Annotated in this window: 15 protein-coding genes; 6 read left to right on the top strand and 9 right to left on the bottom strand. The window is 48.4% G+C overall.

What is annotated here, in order from left to right; translation table 11 throughout:
- The first annotated feature begins 1 nt into the window (after position 1).
- Positions 2-2599 (top strand): TIGR03960 family B12-binding radical SAM protein, encoded by a 2598-nt coding sequence (locus tag AACR41_RS09490; RefSeq protein ID WP_045441857.1) that lies wholly within the window; start codon positions 2-4, stop codon positions 2597-2599.
- 159 nt (positions 2600-2758) lie between these two features.
- Positions 2759-3403, top strand: a complete 645-nt coding sequence (locus AACR41_RS09485; RefSeq protein ID WP_030006928.1) for a hypothetical protein — start codon at positions 2759-2761, stop codon at positions 3401-3403.
- A gap of 616 nt (positions 3404-4019) precedes the next feature.
- Here AACR41_RS09485 and AACR41_RS09480 read toward each other — a convergent pair.
- Together AACR41_RS09480 and AACR41_RS09475 are read right to left on the bottom strand one after the other, a co-directional pair.
- Positions 4020-4421 carry a hypothetical protein gene (locus AACR41_RS09480; RefSeq protein WP_030006926.1) on the bottom strand — a complete coding sequence of 134 codons (402 nt, stop codon included), beginning with the start codon at positions 4419-4421 and terminating at the stop codon, positions 4020-4022.
- 125 nt (positions 4422-4546) lie between these two features.
- Positions 4547-4954: a CAAD domain-containing protein gene (locus AACR41_RS09475; protein WP_012308044.1), complete on the bottom strand. Its 408-nt coding sequence runs from the start codon at positions 4952-4954 to the stop codon at positions 4547-4549.
- A gap of 371 nt (positions 4955-5325) precedes the next feature.
- Here AACR41_RS09475 and AACR41_RS09470 point away from each other — a divergent pair, with 371 nt between their 5' ends.
- From AACR41_RS09470 to AACR41_RS09460, 3 genes are all read left to right on the top strand, one after another.
- The gene (locus tag AACR41_RS09470) at positions 5326-7332 is read left to right on the top strand and encodes a hypothetical protein (RefSeq protein ID WP_223209907.1); all 2007 of its coding nucleotides are present in this window, start codon (positions 5326-5328) and stop codon (positions 7330-7332) included.
- Positions 7333-7353: 21 nt separating this feature from the next.
- Positions 7354-9021 carry a helicase HerA domain-containing protein gene (locus AACR41_RS09465; RefSeq protein WP_030006924.1) on the top strand — a complete coding sequence of 556 codons (1668 nt, stop codon included), beginning with the start codon at positions 7354-7356 and terminating at the stop codon, positions 9019-9021.
- A 63-nt stretch (positions 9022-9084) separates the two neighbouring features.
- Entirely contained in the window at positions 9085-10194 is a 1110-nt protein-coding gene (locus tag AACR41_RS09460; RefSeq protein ID WP_315862023.1) for an alkene reductase, read from the top strand.
- A 110-nt stretch (positions 10195-10304) separates the two neighbouring features.
- Here the strand turns inward: AACR41_RS09460 and folE are convergent, their stop codons facing one another.
- The 3 genes from folE to accA form a co-directional block, all read right to left on the bottom strand.
- A complete protein-coding gene (folE, locus tag AACR41_RS09455) occupies positions 10305-11024 on the bottom strand; it encodes a GTP cyclohydrolase I FolE (RefSeq protein WP_012308040.1) in 720 nt (239 codons plus the stop codon).
- A 57-nt stretch (positions 11025-11081) separates the two neighbouring features.
- Positions 11082-11456, bottom strand: coding sequence for a hypothetical protein (locus tag AACR41_RS09450; protein WP_152550992.1), 375 nt, complete (start codon positions 11454-11456; stop codon positions 11082-11084).
- Between the two features lie 285 nt (positions 11457-11741).
- Positions 11742-12719, bottom strand: coding sequence for an acetyl-CoA carboxylase carboxyl transferase subunit alpha (gene accA, locus AACR41_RS09445; RefSeq protein ID WP_030006921.1), 978 nt, complete (start codon positions 12717-12719; stop codon positions 11742-11744).
- 156 nt (positions 12720-12875) lie between these two features.
- Between accA and AACR41_RS09440 the strand changes: the two genes are divergently transcribed.
- A complete protein-coding gene (locus tag AACR41_RS09440) occupies positions 12876-13604 on the top strand; it encodes a Bax inhibitor-1/YccA family protein (RefSeq protein ID WP_030006920.1) in 729 nt (242 codons plus the stop codon).
- Between the two features lie 126 nt (positions 13605-13730).
- On the opposite strand, the gene AACR41_RS09435 is transcribed toward AACR41_RS09440, so the two are convergent.
- From AACR41_RS09435 to AACR41_RS09420, 4 genes are all read right to left on the bottom strand, one after another.
- Entirely contained in the window at positions 13731-14318 is a 588-nt protein-coding gene (locus AACR41_RS09435; protein ID WP_030006919.1) for a TetR/AcrR family transcriptional regulator, read from the bottom strand.
- 78 nt (positions 14319-14396) lie between these two features.
- Entirely contained in the window at positions 14397-15275 is an 879-nt protein-coding gene (locus tag AACR41_RS09430) for a hypothetical protein (RefSeq protein WP_072007983.1), read from the bottom strand.
- 187 nt (positions 15276-15462) lie between these two features.
- On the bottom strand, positions 15463-16362 hold the full coding sequence (locus tag AACR41_RS09425) for an ROK family protein (RefSeq protein ID WP_030006917.1): 900 nt from the start codon (positions 16360-16362) through the stop codon (positions 15463-15465).
- Positions 16363-16671 carry an urease subunit beta gene (locus tag AACR41_RS09420; RefSeq protein WP_030006916.1) on the bottom strand — a complete coding sequence of 103 codons (309 nt, stop codon included), beginning with the start codon at positions 16669-16671 and terminating at the stop codon, positions 16363-16365.
- Between the last annotated feature and the right edge of the window lie 7 nt (positions 16672-16678).

The following is a 16678-nucleotide window of genomic DNA, read 5'->3' as shown; positions in this document are numbered from 1 at the left end:
TGTGGCAACGGCTCCCTGTCTTCCTCAACCGGCTGATTACGAAGCGCTGATTACGACGGATATTTTCAAACCAGCGCGCTACTTGGGTAATGAACTGGGTGCAATCCATAAGCCTTGGCAAGGGGCGGTGGTGCGTTGGGTGCTGACCTATCCGGAAGTCTATGAGGTGGGTTCCTCGAATTTGGGCCATATCCTGCTCTACAACGTGATTAATGCTCAACCTCGACAGTTGTGCGATCGCACTTATCTACCCGCCGCTGATCTGAGCGAGAAGTTAAAGGAAAAAAATCTGCCGCTGTTTGCCCTCGAATCCAGGCGATCGCTGTTGGAATTTGACATTCTCGGCTTTAGCTTGAGCTATGAACTGGGGGCGACAAATATTCTGGAAATGCTTACCCTTGCCCAGATTCCCCTCACTTGGCAGGAACGAGATCAAGGAAATTATCCGTTCATTTTTGCGGGGGGACAAACAGCCACCTCTAACCCAGAACCCTATGCCGACTTTTTTGACTTTATCGTTCTGGGCGATGGCGAAGAACTTTTGCCCGAAGTGGGTTTTATCCTCGAAGAAGCCAAGGTTAACGGTCTGGGTAAGGAAGAAACTCTGCTGGATTTAGCCCAGGTGCCAGGGGTTTATGTGCCTCGTTTCTATGCAATGGCGGCGGATGGTTCTGTGCATCCAACCCGTGACGAAGTGCCCAAGCGAATTTTGCGTCGTGTCGCCACGCCAATCCCCGCCTATTCCATCGGCCTTGTGCCCTATGTGGAAACAGTTCATGATCGCCTGACGGTGGAAATTCGCCGGGGTTGTACCCGGGGTTGTCGCTTCTGCCAACCGGGAATGTTAACGCGGCCTGCAACGGATGTCGAACCAGAGAAAGTCGTCGATGCCATTGAAAAAGGAATGCGGGCGACGGGTTACAACGAATTTTCTCTACTTTCCCTCAGTTGTTCTGACTATCTCTCGTTGCCAGCGGTAGGAGTCGAGATTAAAAATCGCCTCAAGGACGAAAACATTTCCCTATCTCTGCCTAGCCAGCGGGTTGATCGCTTTGATGAAAATATTGCCAATATTGTCGGTGGGACGCGTAAAGCGGGTTTAACCTTTGCCCCAGAAGCGGGCACCCAACGAATGCGGGATGTGATCAATAAGGGTTTGACGAACGAAGAACTGCTACGGGGTATCCAAACCGCGGTAAAAGAGGGCTGGGATAAGGTCAAGCTTTATTTCATGATCGGTCTCCCTGGAGAAACGGATCTCGATGTGTTGGGCATCGCGGAAACGGTGCAATGGCTGCGGCGGGAATGTGCGTCCCTGAGCAATCGCCGTTTAAACTTCAACATCACCATTTCTAATTTCACCCCGAAACCCCACACACCTTTCCAGTGGCATTCGGTTTCGACGACAGAATTTAAGCGTAAACAGGAACTGTTGCGGGAAGCTTTTCGACCGATTCGCGGCGTGAAGGTGAACTATACCGATGTGCGCATTTCAGCCATGGAGGATTTCGTTGGCCGGGGCGATCGCCGTTTGGGTAAAGTCGTTCGCCGAGCCTGGGAACTAGGGGCTGGCATGGATTCCTGGTGGGAGAATTTAGACAAAGCCTATGGCGCTTGGGAGCAGGCGATCGCCGAATCCGACCTCACCTGGAAATACCGCAAAGTCGAAAGTGGCGAGTGGAATGTTTTTGAAACCACCGACAACGACCCCCTCGACGCCCCCTTGCCCTGGGATCACCTCAACACAGGCATTGACAAGCAGTGGCTCAAGGACGATTTAAAGCGAGCCCTCGAAGCAGCAACCATTCCCGACTGTGCCTTTGATGGTTGTTCCCATTGTGGCGTCTGCAGCACCGATTTTGGCCATAATGTCGTCTATCAACCGCCCGAAATTCCCGAATTTGTCGGCCAATTCCAAAAGGATCAAGAACGCCTACAACGGTTCCGGGTTTGGTTTGGTAAGCAAGGGGATATGCGCCTGGTTAGTCACCTCGATTTAGTCCGTTTATTTGATCGAGCCGTGCGCCGTGCCTCAATTCCCGTGGCTTTTACCAACGGCTTTCATCCGAGCCCCCGTATTTCCATCGCCAATGCCCTATCATTAGGAGCCACCAGCTCAGGAGAAATTATTGATTTTGAGTTGCGCCAAGTCTTGGATTTAGAGGATTTTCGGCAACGACTCGCTGAACAATTGCCCCTTGATATGCCGATCTATCGGGTAGAAGAAGTGCCCGTTCGTTCTAAGGCCGCCACTGCGCTCCTCACGGAAGCAGAATATCTGATTGATCTTGAAACCGAAGAACCCGTTTCTGCGGCACAATGGGAAGCCTGGCTCGAAACCATCCGTCAGACTCCGGAAATTCTCCTCGAAAAGAAAACGAAGTCTGGCAAAACTAAGCAACTGAATCTCCGAGAAATGTTAACGGCGATCGCCCTCGAAAAAGTCATTAGCCCCACCCAAGTCCAACTCCGTTATCGAGGTAGTTGCCGCAATGATGGTACGCTTCTCCAAGCCGATCATATTCTTTACATGCTCCAGGAAACTACGATGAAGCAATTTCATTTATTATATTTACATCGTTTGAATTTATTTGTTTAGAGAAAAAATTACTTTATGTCTTTGTAAAGAGCGTTTAGGATGAGACTCTTTGATTTCTATTATTACAATCACATTCAATAATTTTGATCAACTCTATGCCACACTTGAGTCTATTAAAGATTTAGAAGAAGTTGAAAAAATCGTAATCAATGGTGGTACATGTTTAAAAACAAAAAGTATCTTGAAGAAAAATTCAACGGACTTTTTATCTCTGAACCAGATCAAGGTATTTCTGATGCTTTTAACAAAGGAATTAAACTGGCAACAGGGAAAGGAATAGTTTTCTTGAACAGTGGTGATTTGCTAATCGATAGAAACTATTTAAAAATAGCAAATCAATTGTTGGAAAAATATGAATATATTTATTCTGACATTTACTTTTTAGATTCTCTTGCTGGAAAAATCAGACTACGCCCAACTTTTAAGCCATTAGGTAGAGGAATGCCATATCCTCATCAAACTTTAATTGTCAGACGAGAGATTTTTGATCGAATTGGGACATTCAGCTTGGAGTATAAACTCGCTATGGATTTCGACTTTGCTTGCAGGCTTGAAAAAAAGTTACTTAGAGGCTTGTATTACGAGAAGGCTACTGTATTAATGGAAGGAAATGGAGTTTCTAGCCAACAAGAGGATAAACTACTACAAGAATGCCGTACAGTACTAAAAAAGCAAAATCTCTACAACCTAATTAATTACTTTGAATTTCAAAAAAGAAAAATCTTATTTCTGATTCGAAAGATACTCTTTACTCTAAAACTAACATCACTTCTGATTCTCTTAAAAAAAATCAAGAATCATTGAACTATAACTCTATAGTTGCTTTTATCAACATTAACAAGCTGCTTCCAAAACTAATCTTAAAATACTGGAGGCATAATGGCAGTATCCTCAAGAAAAAAATATTTTCGATACATTTGAAAAATGTTTTTTTTGAAAATACTGCTCATTTTTAAGCTTAGACAAAAAAACTTGTGTATCAGATAATAGATTATTGCACCCTCCTGGTTGTCTATAGTGAGTGACCACTGAGCTTGCAGTGTAGAACCCCTGATATCCTAGTGCAATAATCCTTAGATATAAATCTGATTCCTCACGCAAGGCACATCCATCGAAGCAAGTATCAAACTTCAAGTTGTTTGATTTTAGAATTGTATTTGTTGTTGCCCAATTGCAGCCTCGTGCCGAATCAATTTTGATTAATTCTTCGCAGTCTTCATCAAAATTCCAATACATGAATGAGTTGGATTGGATTCGCCCAATATATTTATTGTTTGCGATGTATTCATGGTCTTTTTTGATAGAAACTTTGAATAGAAAATTTAACAAAAGAGACTTCCAGTATGAGCGTTTTCCTGCTTGAGTTGCAATAATTTCTCTACCACCAAGAAAACCAATATGAGGATTTTTTTTAGAAGATTTACATAGTTTTTAAGACAATTTTGATGAACTTCGACATCATCATCAAAAAAACTATATATTTCCCGCAACAATGAGACAGAGCAAAATTTTTTGCTTTAGTAACAGAGGGATTTAGCCCAAATAAATGAATTAAGTAATTCTTGGATTTTTCTATATAGTTTTGATTACTTATATCTTCAGCATATATCTCATGGAAGCCAAGTTCAGAGTTGCTATATTGACTTTTTAGATTTAGTCTTGGAAAATTTTGATCAATAATTAATATTTCAAGCGAAAGTCGCTCGTTTTCAACTTCTTGAAGCTGAAGAATTGAATCAATAGTTCTTTGAACTACTTGAATATCTCGATTGTAAGTAGGAATGATAACTGAAATATCTTTGTGATTTATATTTTGAGGCATGTTTTTTTAAATATTAGTAGTAGAAGTTGAATAGCTTTGTTTTTAGTAATTATTCGACATCCTCAAAAACTAAAAATTCCCCGGCATCTGCCGAGGAAAGGCAAGTCCGAATGCAAAATTTAGGCTTATTTTTTACCCAATACTTGAGACTTAAGAGAATTGAATTCTGCCAGCAATTCATCACGGTTTGAAGCTTTAAGCAAATAGCGATAGACAAACCATGCTGTGTAAGAGATACCAATCAGCTCAAAGGTGGGTGCTAATAGGGGAATATCGTTAATGGCACCGATTAGTGCGAAGGTCAGCTTGACGGTGATCAAAGCTGCCACAATCAAACCGACGGTGATCAGGGGTTGTTTGTAGTCGGCGAAAAATTTCCCTAGCTCCTCAGGCAGTTCAGACAGAAAATCCGTGATGGGTTTGACTGCTTCTTGCCAAGGCTGCTCGGTTTGGGGGGAGGTCATGGGACCGGGTGCTTCGTTGTTAAACGGAGTTGTACCAGTTTCTACTTGGGTTTCAGGCTGTTGTTCCATCTTTCAAACCTATCCTTAACGATTTATATAGTACAGAGTGGTGATGGGGCAGTCTCACTAGGATGCAGCGGAGGTGCCTTTCAGATTTTGAGTAAGGGACGAATGATGCCCATATTATCAGACATATCTATAAATCTCTGTCTACATCCTACCGAGAGAATCAAGAATAGCTGATATAAAACGGCCTTGGCGATATCTCTTCCTTAATTTATTGAAAAAGAACTTTGGAAAGGCTGTCAATTTTTTGGTTTGTGCTGCGCCCAAACGCTTAAGATGCCTATGCTATGATGATGCCAATTTTTATGAAATCGCGTAGAACGTATCATAGATCTTAGCTATCCATGTCTGCAAAATTTTAGCCTCCGGTTTATATGAGCCAGAAACCTGATCCCTCGCAAGTGCAATCCGTTTCTTCCGTTGGCACCCAATCGCAGCCAGTGTTATCGACTGAAGCAGGTTTATCGGAAGCGTCTGGGACGCAAGATTTAAGCATGGAAACGACGGCGATCGCCAATGGGGATCCAGAGCAAGCAACGGCAGAGACAGAGACAGAAATCCTTGAGGTTCCGCGTAAACGCCAATTTCTCTTGCCCAATTGGCAATGGTTAGGGTTGCTCTTAATTTTCCTATCAGGGGGGGTCGGTTTTCTGGCGACATCGGTTCTCCTGAGCTTTAATGGCAGCAACAATTGCAGTGCCCTATTCTTGCCTTTAGCCTCCGCCACAACCCGCTTATATTGCGCCCAGATCGAAGCGGAGAAACAGACTCTTGCCAGCTACCTAAAGGCGATTCGGATGGTGAGTGGTTTTTCGGAGAATCACCCCCTCCGGGCGGATATTGACCGCAACATTGAGGTGTGGGTTTCGCAAATTATTGCCCTTGCTGAGGTGGAATTCCAGGCGGGAAAGTTAGATGAGGCGATCGCCATGGTGCGCGATATTCCCGAAAAGGCCGGTTTTCAAGCAGAAATTGAGGCCCAAATCACGGCCTGGGAAGATATTTGGCAAGAGGGAGAAGCGATTCTAGCTAGCCTGCAACGGCAACTCGAAGCAGGAGATTTAAGCCAGGCGATGCGAACAGTCGTCCAACTCAGTTATTTAGACAATCGCTACTGGGCTACGGTGAAGTACGATGAGGCCATGGCGCAAATTCAGTTGGCCCGCAAGGAAACGGAGCAGCTAGAAGGGGCCTATGCAGCCCTGCGTCGGGGCGGTTTAGAAAATTGGCTCCAGGCGATCGCCCAGGCGAGTAACATTAGCCAAGATAGCTATGCTTACCCCCAGGCCCAACGTTTAATTAGTGACGCCCGCGAAAAAATCATTGACTACACCGACAACATTATTGATGAACGCCGCTGGGATGACCTACTTGCCCTCTGCGATCGCCTACCGGATCAACTGAACCTCGACAACGTGGTGGTCGATTGGCGAATTCTGGCCCAAGCTGGCCTTAGGGCGAACCAAGGAACCGTTAAGGATCTCGAAACAGCCCTGGTGCAAATCCAAAGTATTCAGCCCGCCAGTGCTGTCTATGACCAGGCCCAAGGTCTGATTAGTCGTTGGCAACGGGAAATTGAGGACGTGGCGATCCTAGAACAGGCTGAGGAATTGGCCCAGGGGGGAAATATCGCCGACTATGAACGGGCGATCGCCCAGCTCAACCGTGTCCCCTCAGGCAACCCCCGTTACGATGAAGCCCGCCAAAAAATTCGCCAATGGCGTCGCCAAATTGAAATTGCCGAAGACTCTCCCACCCTGGCCTATGCAAAAGATTTAGCGGCGACCAATCGTCTCCAGGAGGCGATCGCCGAAGCCCGCACGATCCAATCCGGTCGCGCCCTCTACAACGAAGCCCAAGAAAATATTCGTCAGTGGCGCAACACCATTGAACGGACTGAAGATCAGCCGATCTTTGACCGAGCTGTGGCCCTTGGCCAACAAAAACGCTTCGATGAGGCGATCGCCGTTGCCAACCAAATTGCCCCGAACCGTGTTCTTTATGACGAAATGCAGTCTAGGGTCAGGAGTTGGCGTCAAGAACAAACCGCGATCAATAATCTCAATCGCGCCTACCAAGTGGCCAATGGTAACTCTGTCTCTGCCTGGGTAGAAGCCATTAACCTTACCCAAGAAATTCCCAGCAGCGCTAGCCAACTGCGGGCCGAAGGAAAACAGGCCGCTGACCAATGGAGCTATCGGATTCTCTCTGTAGCCCAGAGCCAAGCCAATATCTCAATCCCCCAGGCGATCGCCACCGCTCGTCAAATCCCCCGCAATACCGCTGCCTACGACGCCGCCCAAACCCAAATCAACACCTGGCAACGTCTCACCACCCCCAGCCCTAGTCCCCAAACCATCGACGTTCCGACCAACCTCTAAGCCCCCCTTCTTCAGTTGCCCATGACCACCGAACACCCCCTTGGCTCCGTAATTCAAGGTTCCCTAAGCCAAGGCCTCGAAGTCCGTCTCCATGGCGATGTGTCCGTCGAAGAAATGCGCGTCGGTAAATTTCTCGTCGTCAAAGGGAGCCGCTCCCAATTTTTCTGTCTTCTCACCGATGTTTCCCTGGGCACCTCTAGCCCCCGCATCCTCGCCGATCCACCCAATCCCAACGACGATTTCCTCCAAGCCGTCCTCGCCGGAACCAGCACCTATGGCACCGTCGAACTCGCACCGATGCTGATGTTTACCCCCAGCCAAGCAGAAGAGTACGAAACAGAAAACTTTGAGACCCTTGAGCTACTGCCCGTAAAAACGATCCCTAGTCACTTCAGTCAAGTTTACGAAGCCAACGAACAAGACTTTCGACGAGTATTTGGTTGGGAGGACGACCCCCACCACAAAAAATTTGCCATTGGCCGTCCCCTCGATATGGATGTGCCCATTTGCCTCGACCTTGACCGCTTTGTGGAACGAAGTAACGGCATTTTTGGTAAGTCTGGCACCGGCAAATCCTTCCTAACCCGGTTATTGCTGTCTGGCATTATCAAGCGACGGGCCGCCGTAAACCTGATGTTTGATATGCATTCTGAATACGGTTGGGAAGCGATTGAAGAGGGCAAAGGCGTCAGTACCGTTAAAGGTCTCCGGCAGCTTTTCCCCGGTCAAGTCGAAATCTATACCCTCGATTCAGAATCCACTCAGCGGCGGGGGGTACGCGATGCCCAGGAACTTTACCTCAGCTTCGATCAAATTGAAATTGAAGATATTCGGCTCGTTGGCTTTGAACTAGGGCTATCTGAAGCGAGTCTCGATAATGCCAACGTCCTCTATTCTGAGTTTGGCCGTACCTGGATTGTCAAACTTCTGGAGATGAGCAATGAAGATATTCGCCTCTTTTGCGAAGAACGCCAAGGCCATGCTGGTTCTATTATGGCTCTGCAGCGGAAATTAAAACGACTCGAAAACCTTAAATATATCCGCCAAACTTGCCCCTTTAACTACATCGATCAACTGCTCCAGAGCCTTGATGCCGGGAAACACGTAATCATTGAGTTTGGTTCTCAATCTAATATGCTGTCGTATATGTTGGCGACAAACATGATTACCCGACGCATTCACGCCGCCTATGTGAAAAAAGCAGATCTGTACCTGCAAACCAAAAACGTCCAGAATAAACCGACGCCCCTGGTGATCACCATTGAAGAAGCCCACCGATTTTTAGACTCTAAGATTGTCCACCAAACCATTTTTGGCACGATCGCCAGGGAAATGCGGAAATATTTTGTCACTCTCCTGGTCGTCGATCAACGTCCCTCCGGTATCGACAACGAAGTCATGTCCCAAATTGGCACGCGGGTAACTTGCTTGCTCAATGACGAAAAAGATATTGATGCGATTTTTACGGGGGTCTCTGGGGGCGGCAACCTACGCTCTGTCCTGGCCAAATTAGATTCCAAACAACAGGCTCTCGTGCTGGGTCATGCTCTCCCGATGCCGGTAGTGATGCGGACGCGCTCCTATGACCAGGCATTTTACCAAGAAATTGGCTGCCATGACTGGCAAACGATGGCGGATGAAACCTTGTTTGTCGAGGCAGATTTGGCTAAGACAGATCTCGGTTTTTAGGAAGATTGTTAAAAAAGTTTACAATGAACAAATATTTTATTGACCAAGTAGTCAAAAAGAACAATTAAATCTATGACAACGACTTTTGCAACGCTTTTAGAGCCCTTTCACCTCTGGGATCTCCCCTTGGCAAACCGTGTAGTAATGGCTCCCATGACCAGGGCACGGGCTGGCAAAGATCGCATTCCCAACGCGCTCATGGCGGAATACTATGGCCAACGGGCTTCGGCGGGTCTAATTATTGCAGAGGCCACAACCATTTCAGAACAGGCTAATGGTTGGAATGAATCGCCAGGTGTTTACACGGACGCCATGGTTGAAGGATGGCAACTCACCACCCAAGCCGTCCACGCCAAAGGCGGCAAGATTTTCTTGCAATTGTGGCACATGGGCCGCGCTTCCCATAGCAGTTTCCATGGGGGTCAATTGCCGATCGCCCCTTCCGCAATCAAAATTAATAACGGCGAAGAAATTCATACGCCCCTTGGCAAACAGCCCTATGAAGTCCCCAGGGCCATTGAAACAGAAGAAATCCCTGGGATTATTGAGGAGTATCGCCAGGCGGCAATCAGGGCAAAAGCAGCGGGCTTTGATGGTATTGAGATTCACTCCGCCAACGGCTATTTACTCGATACATTCCTCCAATCGAAAACGAATCATCGTACGGATGCCTATGGTGGCAGCGCCACGAATCGTTGTCGTTTACTCCTCGAAATTTTAGATGCGGTAACAACGGTCTGGGATTCCCGTCGGGTGGGTGTTCGTTTTTCCCCCAATGGTTCCTTTAATGATATGGGCTCGCCCGATTTCCGGGAGCAGTTTACCTATGCTGCCAGTCAACTCAATCGGTACAATTTGGCCTATCTTCATGTGATGGATGGTTTGGCCTTTGGCTTCCATGAACTGGGAGAGCCGCTGACCTTGGCTGATTTCCGGGCCGTTTATGATGGTGTTCTCATGGGTAATTGTGGCTATGATCGAAGCAGTGCAGAAACGGCGATCGCCACTGGGCAAGCGGACCTAATTGCCATTGGCCGTCCTTTTATTAGTAACCCTGACCTTGTTGAACGTTACACCAATAACTGGGCCTTAAACCCCGATGCAGATATGGCTACTTGGTATGCCCCCACAGGCGCGGAAGGCTATACCGATTTCCCGACCTATGCCGCCTAGGATGCTGGTCGATTTCCATTGCTGATAGGCAATTTAGCAGAAAGGACAGCCCCAGGGCTGTCCTTCTCTTACCTATGTTTTAGATTGCGACGCTACAATCCCAAATTGCCTTAAATAAAGCTGGGTTGGTGACGAATCAAGTTGAGAAACTCTTCACGGGTTTTTTGTTCTTTCTGGAAGCACCCAATCATGGCACTGGTAACAGTCCAAGAACCGGGCTTTTGGACACCCCGCATGGACATACACATGTGAATCCCTTCCATCACCACCGCAACCCCTTGGGGGTCAAGGATTTCTTGGACCGCTTCTGCAATTTGTCGGGTCAGGCGTTCTTGCACCTGGAGACGACGGGAATACATTTCAACGATCCGCGCTAATTTGCTGAGGCCCACAACTTTTTGATTCGGGATATAGGCCACGTGGGCACGACCCATAAAGGGCAACATATGGTGTTCGCAGAGGCTAAAGAAATCGATGTCCCGCACCAATACCATTTCATTGTGCCCTTCATCGAAAATTGCACCATTGACGATGTCTTCAAGGGACTGGTTATAGCCTTGGGTCAGAAACTGCATGGCTTTTGCCACCCGCAGCGGCGTCTTTAGGAGACCTTCACGGTCAGGATCTTCGCCAACGGCTTCTAGCATCGTATGCACAGCCTCTGCCATTTTCTGCTGGCTTTCTTCTGTGGCAGGGCGAATGCTTGCTGCTTTGCCATTGTGGCTATTGCGGTCTGGCCGAGTTACCAGATCATTGAGGTCACGACCTAGAGCATCAGTCGCCATGGTTTTTGTAGAACCATTGAAGCCGCTTGAAGAAGATGTTGTCATAATTCGGTATGGAATGAAGAAGTAAAAGGAACTGGGGCAGGGGAGAGTAGATCCTCGCTAACAATAAGCTGTTGAATTCCCTGCTTTGGAGATCATGGTCAATTCTTCAATACTGGGCTCAACGGATGGTCGAATCCCTTGAAGAATACTTTGGGGACGCTTTCGGAAATAAAAATCCTGGAGCGGCCAAAACTTTAGCCAGACATGACTAAGCTGCGTCATTCGATGACGGCACAGCCGGGTGGGTCTGGGGATCAGGAGTTGCGGAATGGCAATGGATGAGGCGTTAAACAAAATCCCGAACTTGCCATGCTGTTGAACATTGAGCTTGGATATCAGGGGGGCTGCCATCGCAAAGGAAGGAAGAAAGGCCAAGGGTTTGCAAGAATTTAGGGGCAGAGGCGATCGCCAAAGGTGGACAAGAGAGATCATGGGCAGGGAACTGCACTCAACATAGCGCGATGGGTGGGCAAAAAAATTTAGCTTAGTCCATAGAAAATCCCAGAAAAAATGTCCACGACCTAAACTCTGTTTACCAATAGAGACGAAAGGATATTGGTGATTTCACTGCCTTTCGAGGGAACAAAATTGGGGGAAAGTCCCATAGTTCACATTAGGGCTCAGCGGCTTCTTATCCTAGCAAAATTTCGGAAATGTTACAAAATATTGCTAAATGATTAGAATCAGTACCCATGAATGCCAAACCAGATCCTAAAGTTAGGAACTTTCTAAAAACACACCAATTTTCCGGAACCGCTGGTAGCGCAATTCACGGCGGCGTTCTGGCGTCAGCTTCAGCAGGGCTTGGAGGTTATTTTGGATCGCTGCTTTCAGGAGTTGGGCGGCCCCAATGGGATCGGCGTGGGCGCAGGAGGCTGGCTCTGGGACAATTTCATCGATAATCTCAAGGCTTTTCAGATCCTCTGCTGTAATCTTGAGGGCGGCGGCAGCCTGCTCTGATTTCCCGGCATCTTTCCAGAGAATGGCGGCACAGGCCTCTGGGGTCGCCACTGTGTAAACGGAATTTTTTAACATTAAGACGCGATCGCCAACGCCAATCCCCAAGGCTCCACCGGAACCGCCTTCGCCAATGACCGTGCAAATAATCGGCACATCGAGGCTAAACATTTCCCGGAGGTTAAAGGCGATCGCCTCCCCTTGGCCCAACTTTTCCGCTTCTAAACCCGCCCAAGCCCCAGGAGTATCAATAAACGTTAAAATCGGCATCCCAAAGCGGTTGGCATGGTCCATCAGCCGCATCGCCTTACGGTAGCCCCCAGGAGCCGGCATGCCAAAATTCCGGGCGACATTATCCTTCGTATCCCGTCCTTTTTGGTGCCCTAGCATCATCACCGGTTGACCATCAAAGCGAGCCACCCCGCCAATGAGAGCCGGATCATCAGAACCACCGCGATCGCCATGGAGTTCAAACCATTCGTCCGCCATCATTTGAACATAATCAAGGGTGCTGGGACGCCGGGGATGCCGCGCCAATTGCAGCCGTTGGGCCGGGGTAAGGGTACTAAAAATTTCTTCCCGGAGCTGGTCTGCCCGCGCCTCTAGCTGCTGAATCTGTTCTGAAACATCAACATTATTCTCCGCAGCAAGATCACGAATTTGATGGATGCGTGATTCTAATTCCGAAAGAGGTTTTTCAAAATCAAGCAGAAACGTCCGGCGCTCCGTTTTCGGCATGGTGAGTTCAATTCACTGACGACAGTTCACAAATCAAAGTTTATTATCCCCGGAAGCCTCCCCAACAGTAAAGGAATCCGTACTGCCACCCCCGAAAAGTTTTGTCAAAATAGAAAGTAAGCAGTTTTAACTTTTCAAGCATCAAATCACTTATTTATGAGCAACACCAGTAATTTTCGTGACGCCATTCGGCAGGCCAAAGGTCAAGCCCTGGTTGGCCCAGAAGTCATTAAAAATGCCCTGCCCTACTTGGGGGGTGGCCTACTCCTGACAGCCCTCGGAACCTATGGTGGTTTGGGAGTAATCCAAACCAATCCCAGCATCTTTATGCCCACCTTCTGGGTTGCCCTGATCGCTGAATTGGCCCTCTTCTTCGTTGCCCGTGGAGTCGCTGAAAAGGGAAATAATAGCGTCGCCCTCCCTCTCTTGGCCGGCTACAGTCTACTTTCTGGGTACACCCTCACAGGGATTGTTGCCCTCGCCATTGGTACTGCAGGAGTTGGGATCCAAGGGGTTGGGATCGCAGCCCTCGGCTGTGGTATTACTTTCATCATTGGGCGCAATATTGGCTCAAACCTCTCCGATGAAGATGGTTTAGCCCTGGCCCAAACAGTACGCCTCGGAATTATTGCCTTGTTTGTAGTGCTGTTGGCCCAGCTTGGTTTTGCTTTCTTTGGAGTTTACACGCCCAGTTGGTTAGAGGTCGGGATCTCTGGCTTAGGGACGTTACTATTCGCTGGTTCGGCGGTAGTTGACTTCTATGTGTTGCCTCGTGCCTACCGTAATGAGCAATATCTCTCGGCTGCTCTGTCGATGTATTTGACCTATATCAACCTATTTGTGTTTATTCTGCGCTTGTTGATTGCCATCAATAGCCGCGACTAACCCCCTTTAGCCGCGACTAACCCCCTTTGCCTTCGGCATCTCCCCCAGGGGAAGTTAGCCCCCACTGTCTGCGACATCTCCCCCAGGGGAGAATGGGCTCTCTGGTTCATCGGCCAGGGGGCTTTTTTATTGGGGTTGCAGCACCATCAGGGCGAGGTCGAGGGTTTCTCTAAGGTGTTCGGGGTTAGGCAAGCCTTTAATGCGGGTATTTAATCCTAGAAGGACGTGGTAGAGGTAACGGGCAGTTTTCGGGCTGTCAAAATTGGGGGGCAATTCTCCTTTGGCGATCGCCTGATTGAGGGTACTCGTAAAAATTTGTTCGACATTGGTGGCAATATCTTCCACAAGGACGGCCACCTGGGGATCGTGGGGCGCGAGTTCAATCATTGCATTGACGACAAAACAGCCCCGACAACCGAGGAGCTTGGCATTGTCTGCGGTTTGATAAAACAAATTTCGGAGATTTTCGAGGGGGGAAGCGGAATAATTGAGCCGCTCTTCTAGCTGGCGCACTGCGATTTTGCCGTAGTAGGCGATCGCCTCCAGGAACAAATCATGTTTATTGCCAAAGGTGTTGTACAGACTTTGCCGCTGGATCCCCATGTAGTCCAAAAGTTCCGCAAGGCTTGTGGCGCTGTAACCCTTTTCCCAAAACAATTCCATTGCCTTTTCAAGGGCAGCATTACGGTTAAAAGCAAGCTTTCGGCCCACCATGGCGCAACCTAGATACAGTGCAGAAAAACTGGTTTTATCCTAAAGGAAATTTCTCTGCACCGTCAAAAAATCTCGTGATCAGCGGCAAGTGCCAGACCAGGGTATTGGTCGGTTTAGGGAGTTGCCATAGACCCCTTCAAACTGACAAGGCGTCGTAAAGGTCATCTCAAAATCTCTCACAGGGCCACCCAAAGGGGCACCCAGGAGTCCTAGTTGAACAGTTCCTTTGATTACATAGGCATTTTGATTTGCGTCCCAACCCTCTGTGGTGATAGTCATGAAATCAGTGCTATCCGGCCCCCCAACCGTCGACAATCCCCAATCGATATAGCCCTGCAGTTCCCCATTGGTATAGCTGTAAGTAGTTTCCCAAATTCCCCTTAAAGCAGGCCGGAATTGCCCAGAACTAGAAGGATTTCCGCTGGTAAATGAACCATTCCCAGTATTTCCCGTATTTGCGGTATTAGACGAGTTGTTATTGTTATTCGTATTCTGCGTCGCTGGGTTTGTGTTTGGCGTGCCAGGATTACGGGATCGCTCATTGGCATTGGTGGTGGTAGGGGGTACCGGAGCCGCGCCTAAGCCAACGACTTGCATACAGCCTTGAGTATTATCGTTAAACACTCGGAGTGTCGTAGATTCGCTACTTTGCATGAGCTTGGGGAGATACTGGGCAGCACGGACACCAGTATCACAAATCACATTGGGTTCTCCGGAGCGAAGGGCACGATCTTGCCAACTGCATTCCCCTGGTTGCAAACCTTGGGGGGCACTGCCAGCAGCGGCCCGAAAATTGATTCTGACGTTATTGTTGCCCGTATTGACGATGCTTAAGCCACCACCACCCCGACAGACGAGGGGGTAACTTTGTTGGGCTTGGGCCGGGGCGATCGCCAGGGGAATTGTCAACAAAGAAGCGGCACTGCAAAAAGTAGATATTTGTTTGTAGAAAGCCATGGTTTAGGGATTCCAGGAGGATAACTAAGGGACGAGATTACTTTAGTTGTAGTTCCCCTAAACAGATGCAAATATCTCGTTTTCTAACTCATTGCAGTAAATTCCTATAACGTTTACGGGGTTTCCGTATTTTGGCGGAGGCTTTTTAAAAAGATCAAGCTAGCAGAGATGGCATCAATAATTCTCCCTAATTGTCCAGGGTATTTGAGATTTTTTCGAGGGCGAGTTTTGCTGCGCCCACCATACCGGCATTGTTGCCTAACTGGGCCTTGGTCAGTTTTAAATCCACCCGCGAAGAAGGCAGTACCCGCCGTTCAATTTCGGCGATCGCCGCTGGGAGGAAAAAGTCACTGCTGGCACTGATGCCGCCCCCCAGGATAATCATTTCCGGGGTGAAAATATAGATTAAGCTCGTCAGCCCGGCCCCCAACAGTTTGCCGTAGGTTTGCCAATGGGCGATCGCCTCAGCATCTCCCGCCTGGGCCAGTTCTCCTAATTCCCCAGGATCTTTACCAGAAATCCGCTTAACGCCATTGATCGAACAATATTGCTCGAAGGAACCATTATTACCGCTATTGCAGGGGGGGCCATCGGGATTGAGGGTAATCAGCCCCAACTCGCCAGCGGCACCGTAATGGCCCGTAAAAAGTTTTCCGTTGAGGATTACCGCCCCACCAACTCCCGTTCCTAGGGTAATGAGCAGGAGATTTTGGCGATCGCGCCCCGCCCCCAACCATGCTTCTCCCAGACCGGCACAGTTGGCATCGTTATTTAACGTTGTGGGTAAACCAGTTTTTGCTTCCACCCAATCGGCGAGGGGGACATCCTGCCAACCACTGAGATTGATCGCAACCTTGGCAATGCGCGCTGTACCATCCACTGGGCCAGGAATGCCGATCCCCACCGCTTTACAACTACGATCTGAGTTGAGTTCATTGACTAAATTGGCGATCGCCTCGGCGACAGCGGTTGGGGTACTGGGTTGGGGCGTAGGTACTGCTTTTTCCGCTAAACAAAGACCATCAGGGCTAAATTTCCCCCCTTTGATGGCGGTGCCCCCCAGATCAATCCCAATCACTGTGCTCATCTAGTCCAATGCTCCATCTACCAAATTATTCAGACCATACACATGGCGACGACCCGCCAAGGCCACTAATTCTACGTCCTTTTCGTCACCGGGTTCAAAGCGTACTGCTGTGCCCGCCGGGATATTTAAACGCATTCCTTTTGTAGCCGCCCGGTCAAACCGCAGGGCACGATTGACTTCAAAAAAATGGAAATGAGACCCCACCTGAATGGGGCGATCGCCGGTGTTGGCAACCGTAACTATCTTTGTTTCTCGGCCAGCATTCAGTTCAATTTCCCCGGGTTGGGGGCGTAGTTCGCCTGGAATCATCGCCATG

It is taken from the genome of Picosynechococcus sp. NKBG042902, from assembly GCF_963864045.1.
Taxonomy (GTDB): Bacteria; Cyanobacteriota; Cyanobacteriia; order Cyanobacteriales; family MRBY01; genus MRBY01.
Note: the sequence above shows the minus strand (reverse complement) of the source record. Positions and strands in the feature narration are given on the sequence as shown.

Coding starts and splice junctions, on each gene's coding strand:
- AACR41_RS09440 (WP_030006920.1), top strand. CDS start 12,876: ATGAGCAACACCAGTAATTTTCGTGACGCCATTCGGCAGGCCAAAGGT.
- AACR41_RS09435 (WP_030006919.1), bottom strand. CDS start 14,318: ATGGTGGGCCGAAAGCTTGCTTTTAACCGTAATGCTGCCCTTGAAAAG.
- AACR41_RS09465 (WP_030006924.1), top strand. CDS start 7,354: ATGACCACCGAACACCCCCTTGGCTCCGTAATTCAAGGTTCCCTAAGC.
- AACR41_RS09450 (WP_152550992.1), bottom strand. CDS start 11,456: ATGATCTCTCTTGTCCACCTTTGGCGATCGCCTCTGCCCCTAAATTCT.
- accA (WP_030006921.1), bottom strand. CDS start 12,719: ATGCCGAAAACGGAGCGCCGGACGTTTCTGCTTGATTTTGAAAAACCT.
- AACR41_RS09485 (WP_030006928.1), top strand. CDS start 2,759: ATGTTTAAAAACAAAAAGTATCTTGAAGAAAAATTCAACGGACTTTTT.
- AACR41_RS09470 (WP_223209907.1), top strand. CDS start 5,326: ATGAGCCAGAAACCTGATCCCTCGCAAGTGCAATCCGTTTCTTCCGTT.
- folE (WP_012308040.1), bottom strand. CDS start 11,024: ATGACAACATCTTCTTCAAGCGGCTTCAATGGTTCTACAAAAACCATG.
- AACR41_RS09425 (WP_030006917.1), bottom strand. CDS start 16,362: ATGAGCACAGTGATTGGGATTGATCTGGGGGGCACCGCCATCAAAGGG.
- AACR41_RS09420 (WP_030006916.1), bottom strand. CDS start 16,671: ATGATTCCAGGCGAACTACGCCCCCAACCCGGGGAAATTGAACTGAAT.
- AACR41_RS09475 (WP_012308044.1), bottom strand. CDS start 4,954: ATGGAACAACAGCCTGAAACCCAAGTAGAAACTGGTACAACTCCGTTT.
- AACR41_RS09430 (WP_072007983.1), bottom strand. CDS start 15,275: ATGGCTTTCTACAAACAAATATCTACTTTTTGCAGTGCCGCTTCTTTG.
- AACR41_RS09480 (WP_030006926.1), bottom strand. CDS start 4,421: ATGCCTCAAAATATAAATCACAAAGATATTTCAGTTATCATTCCTACT.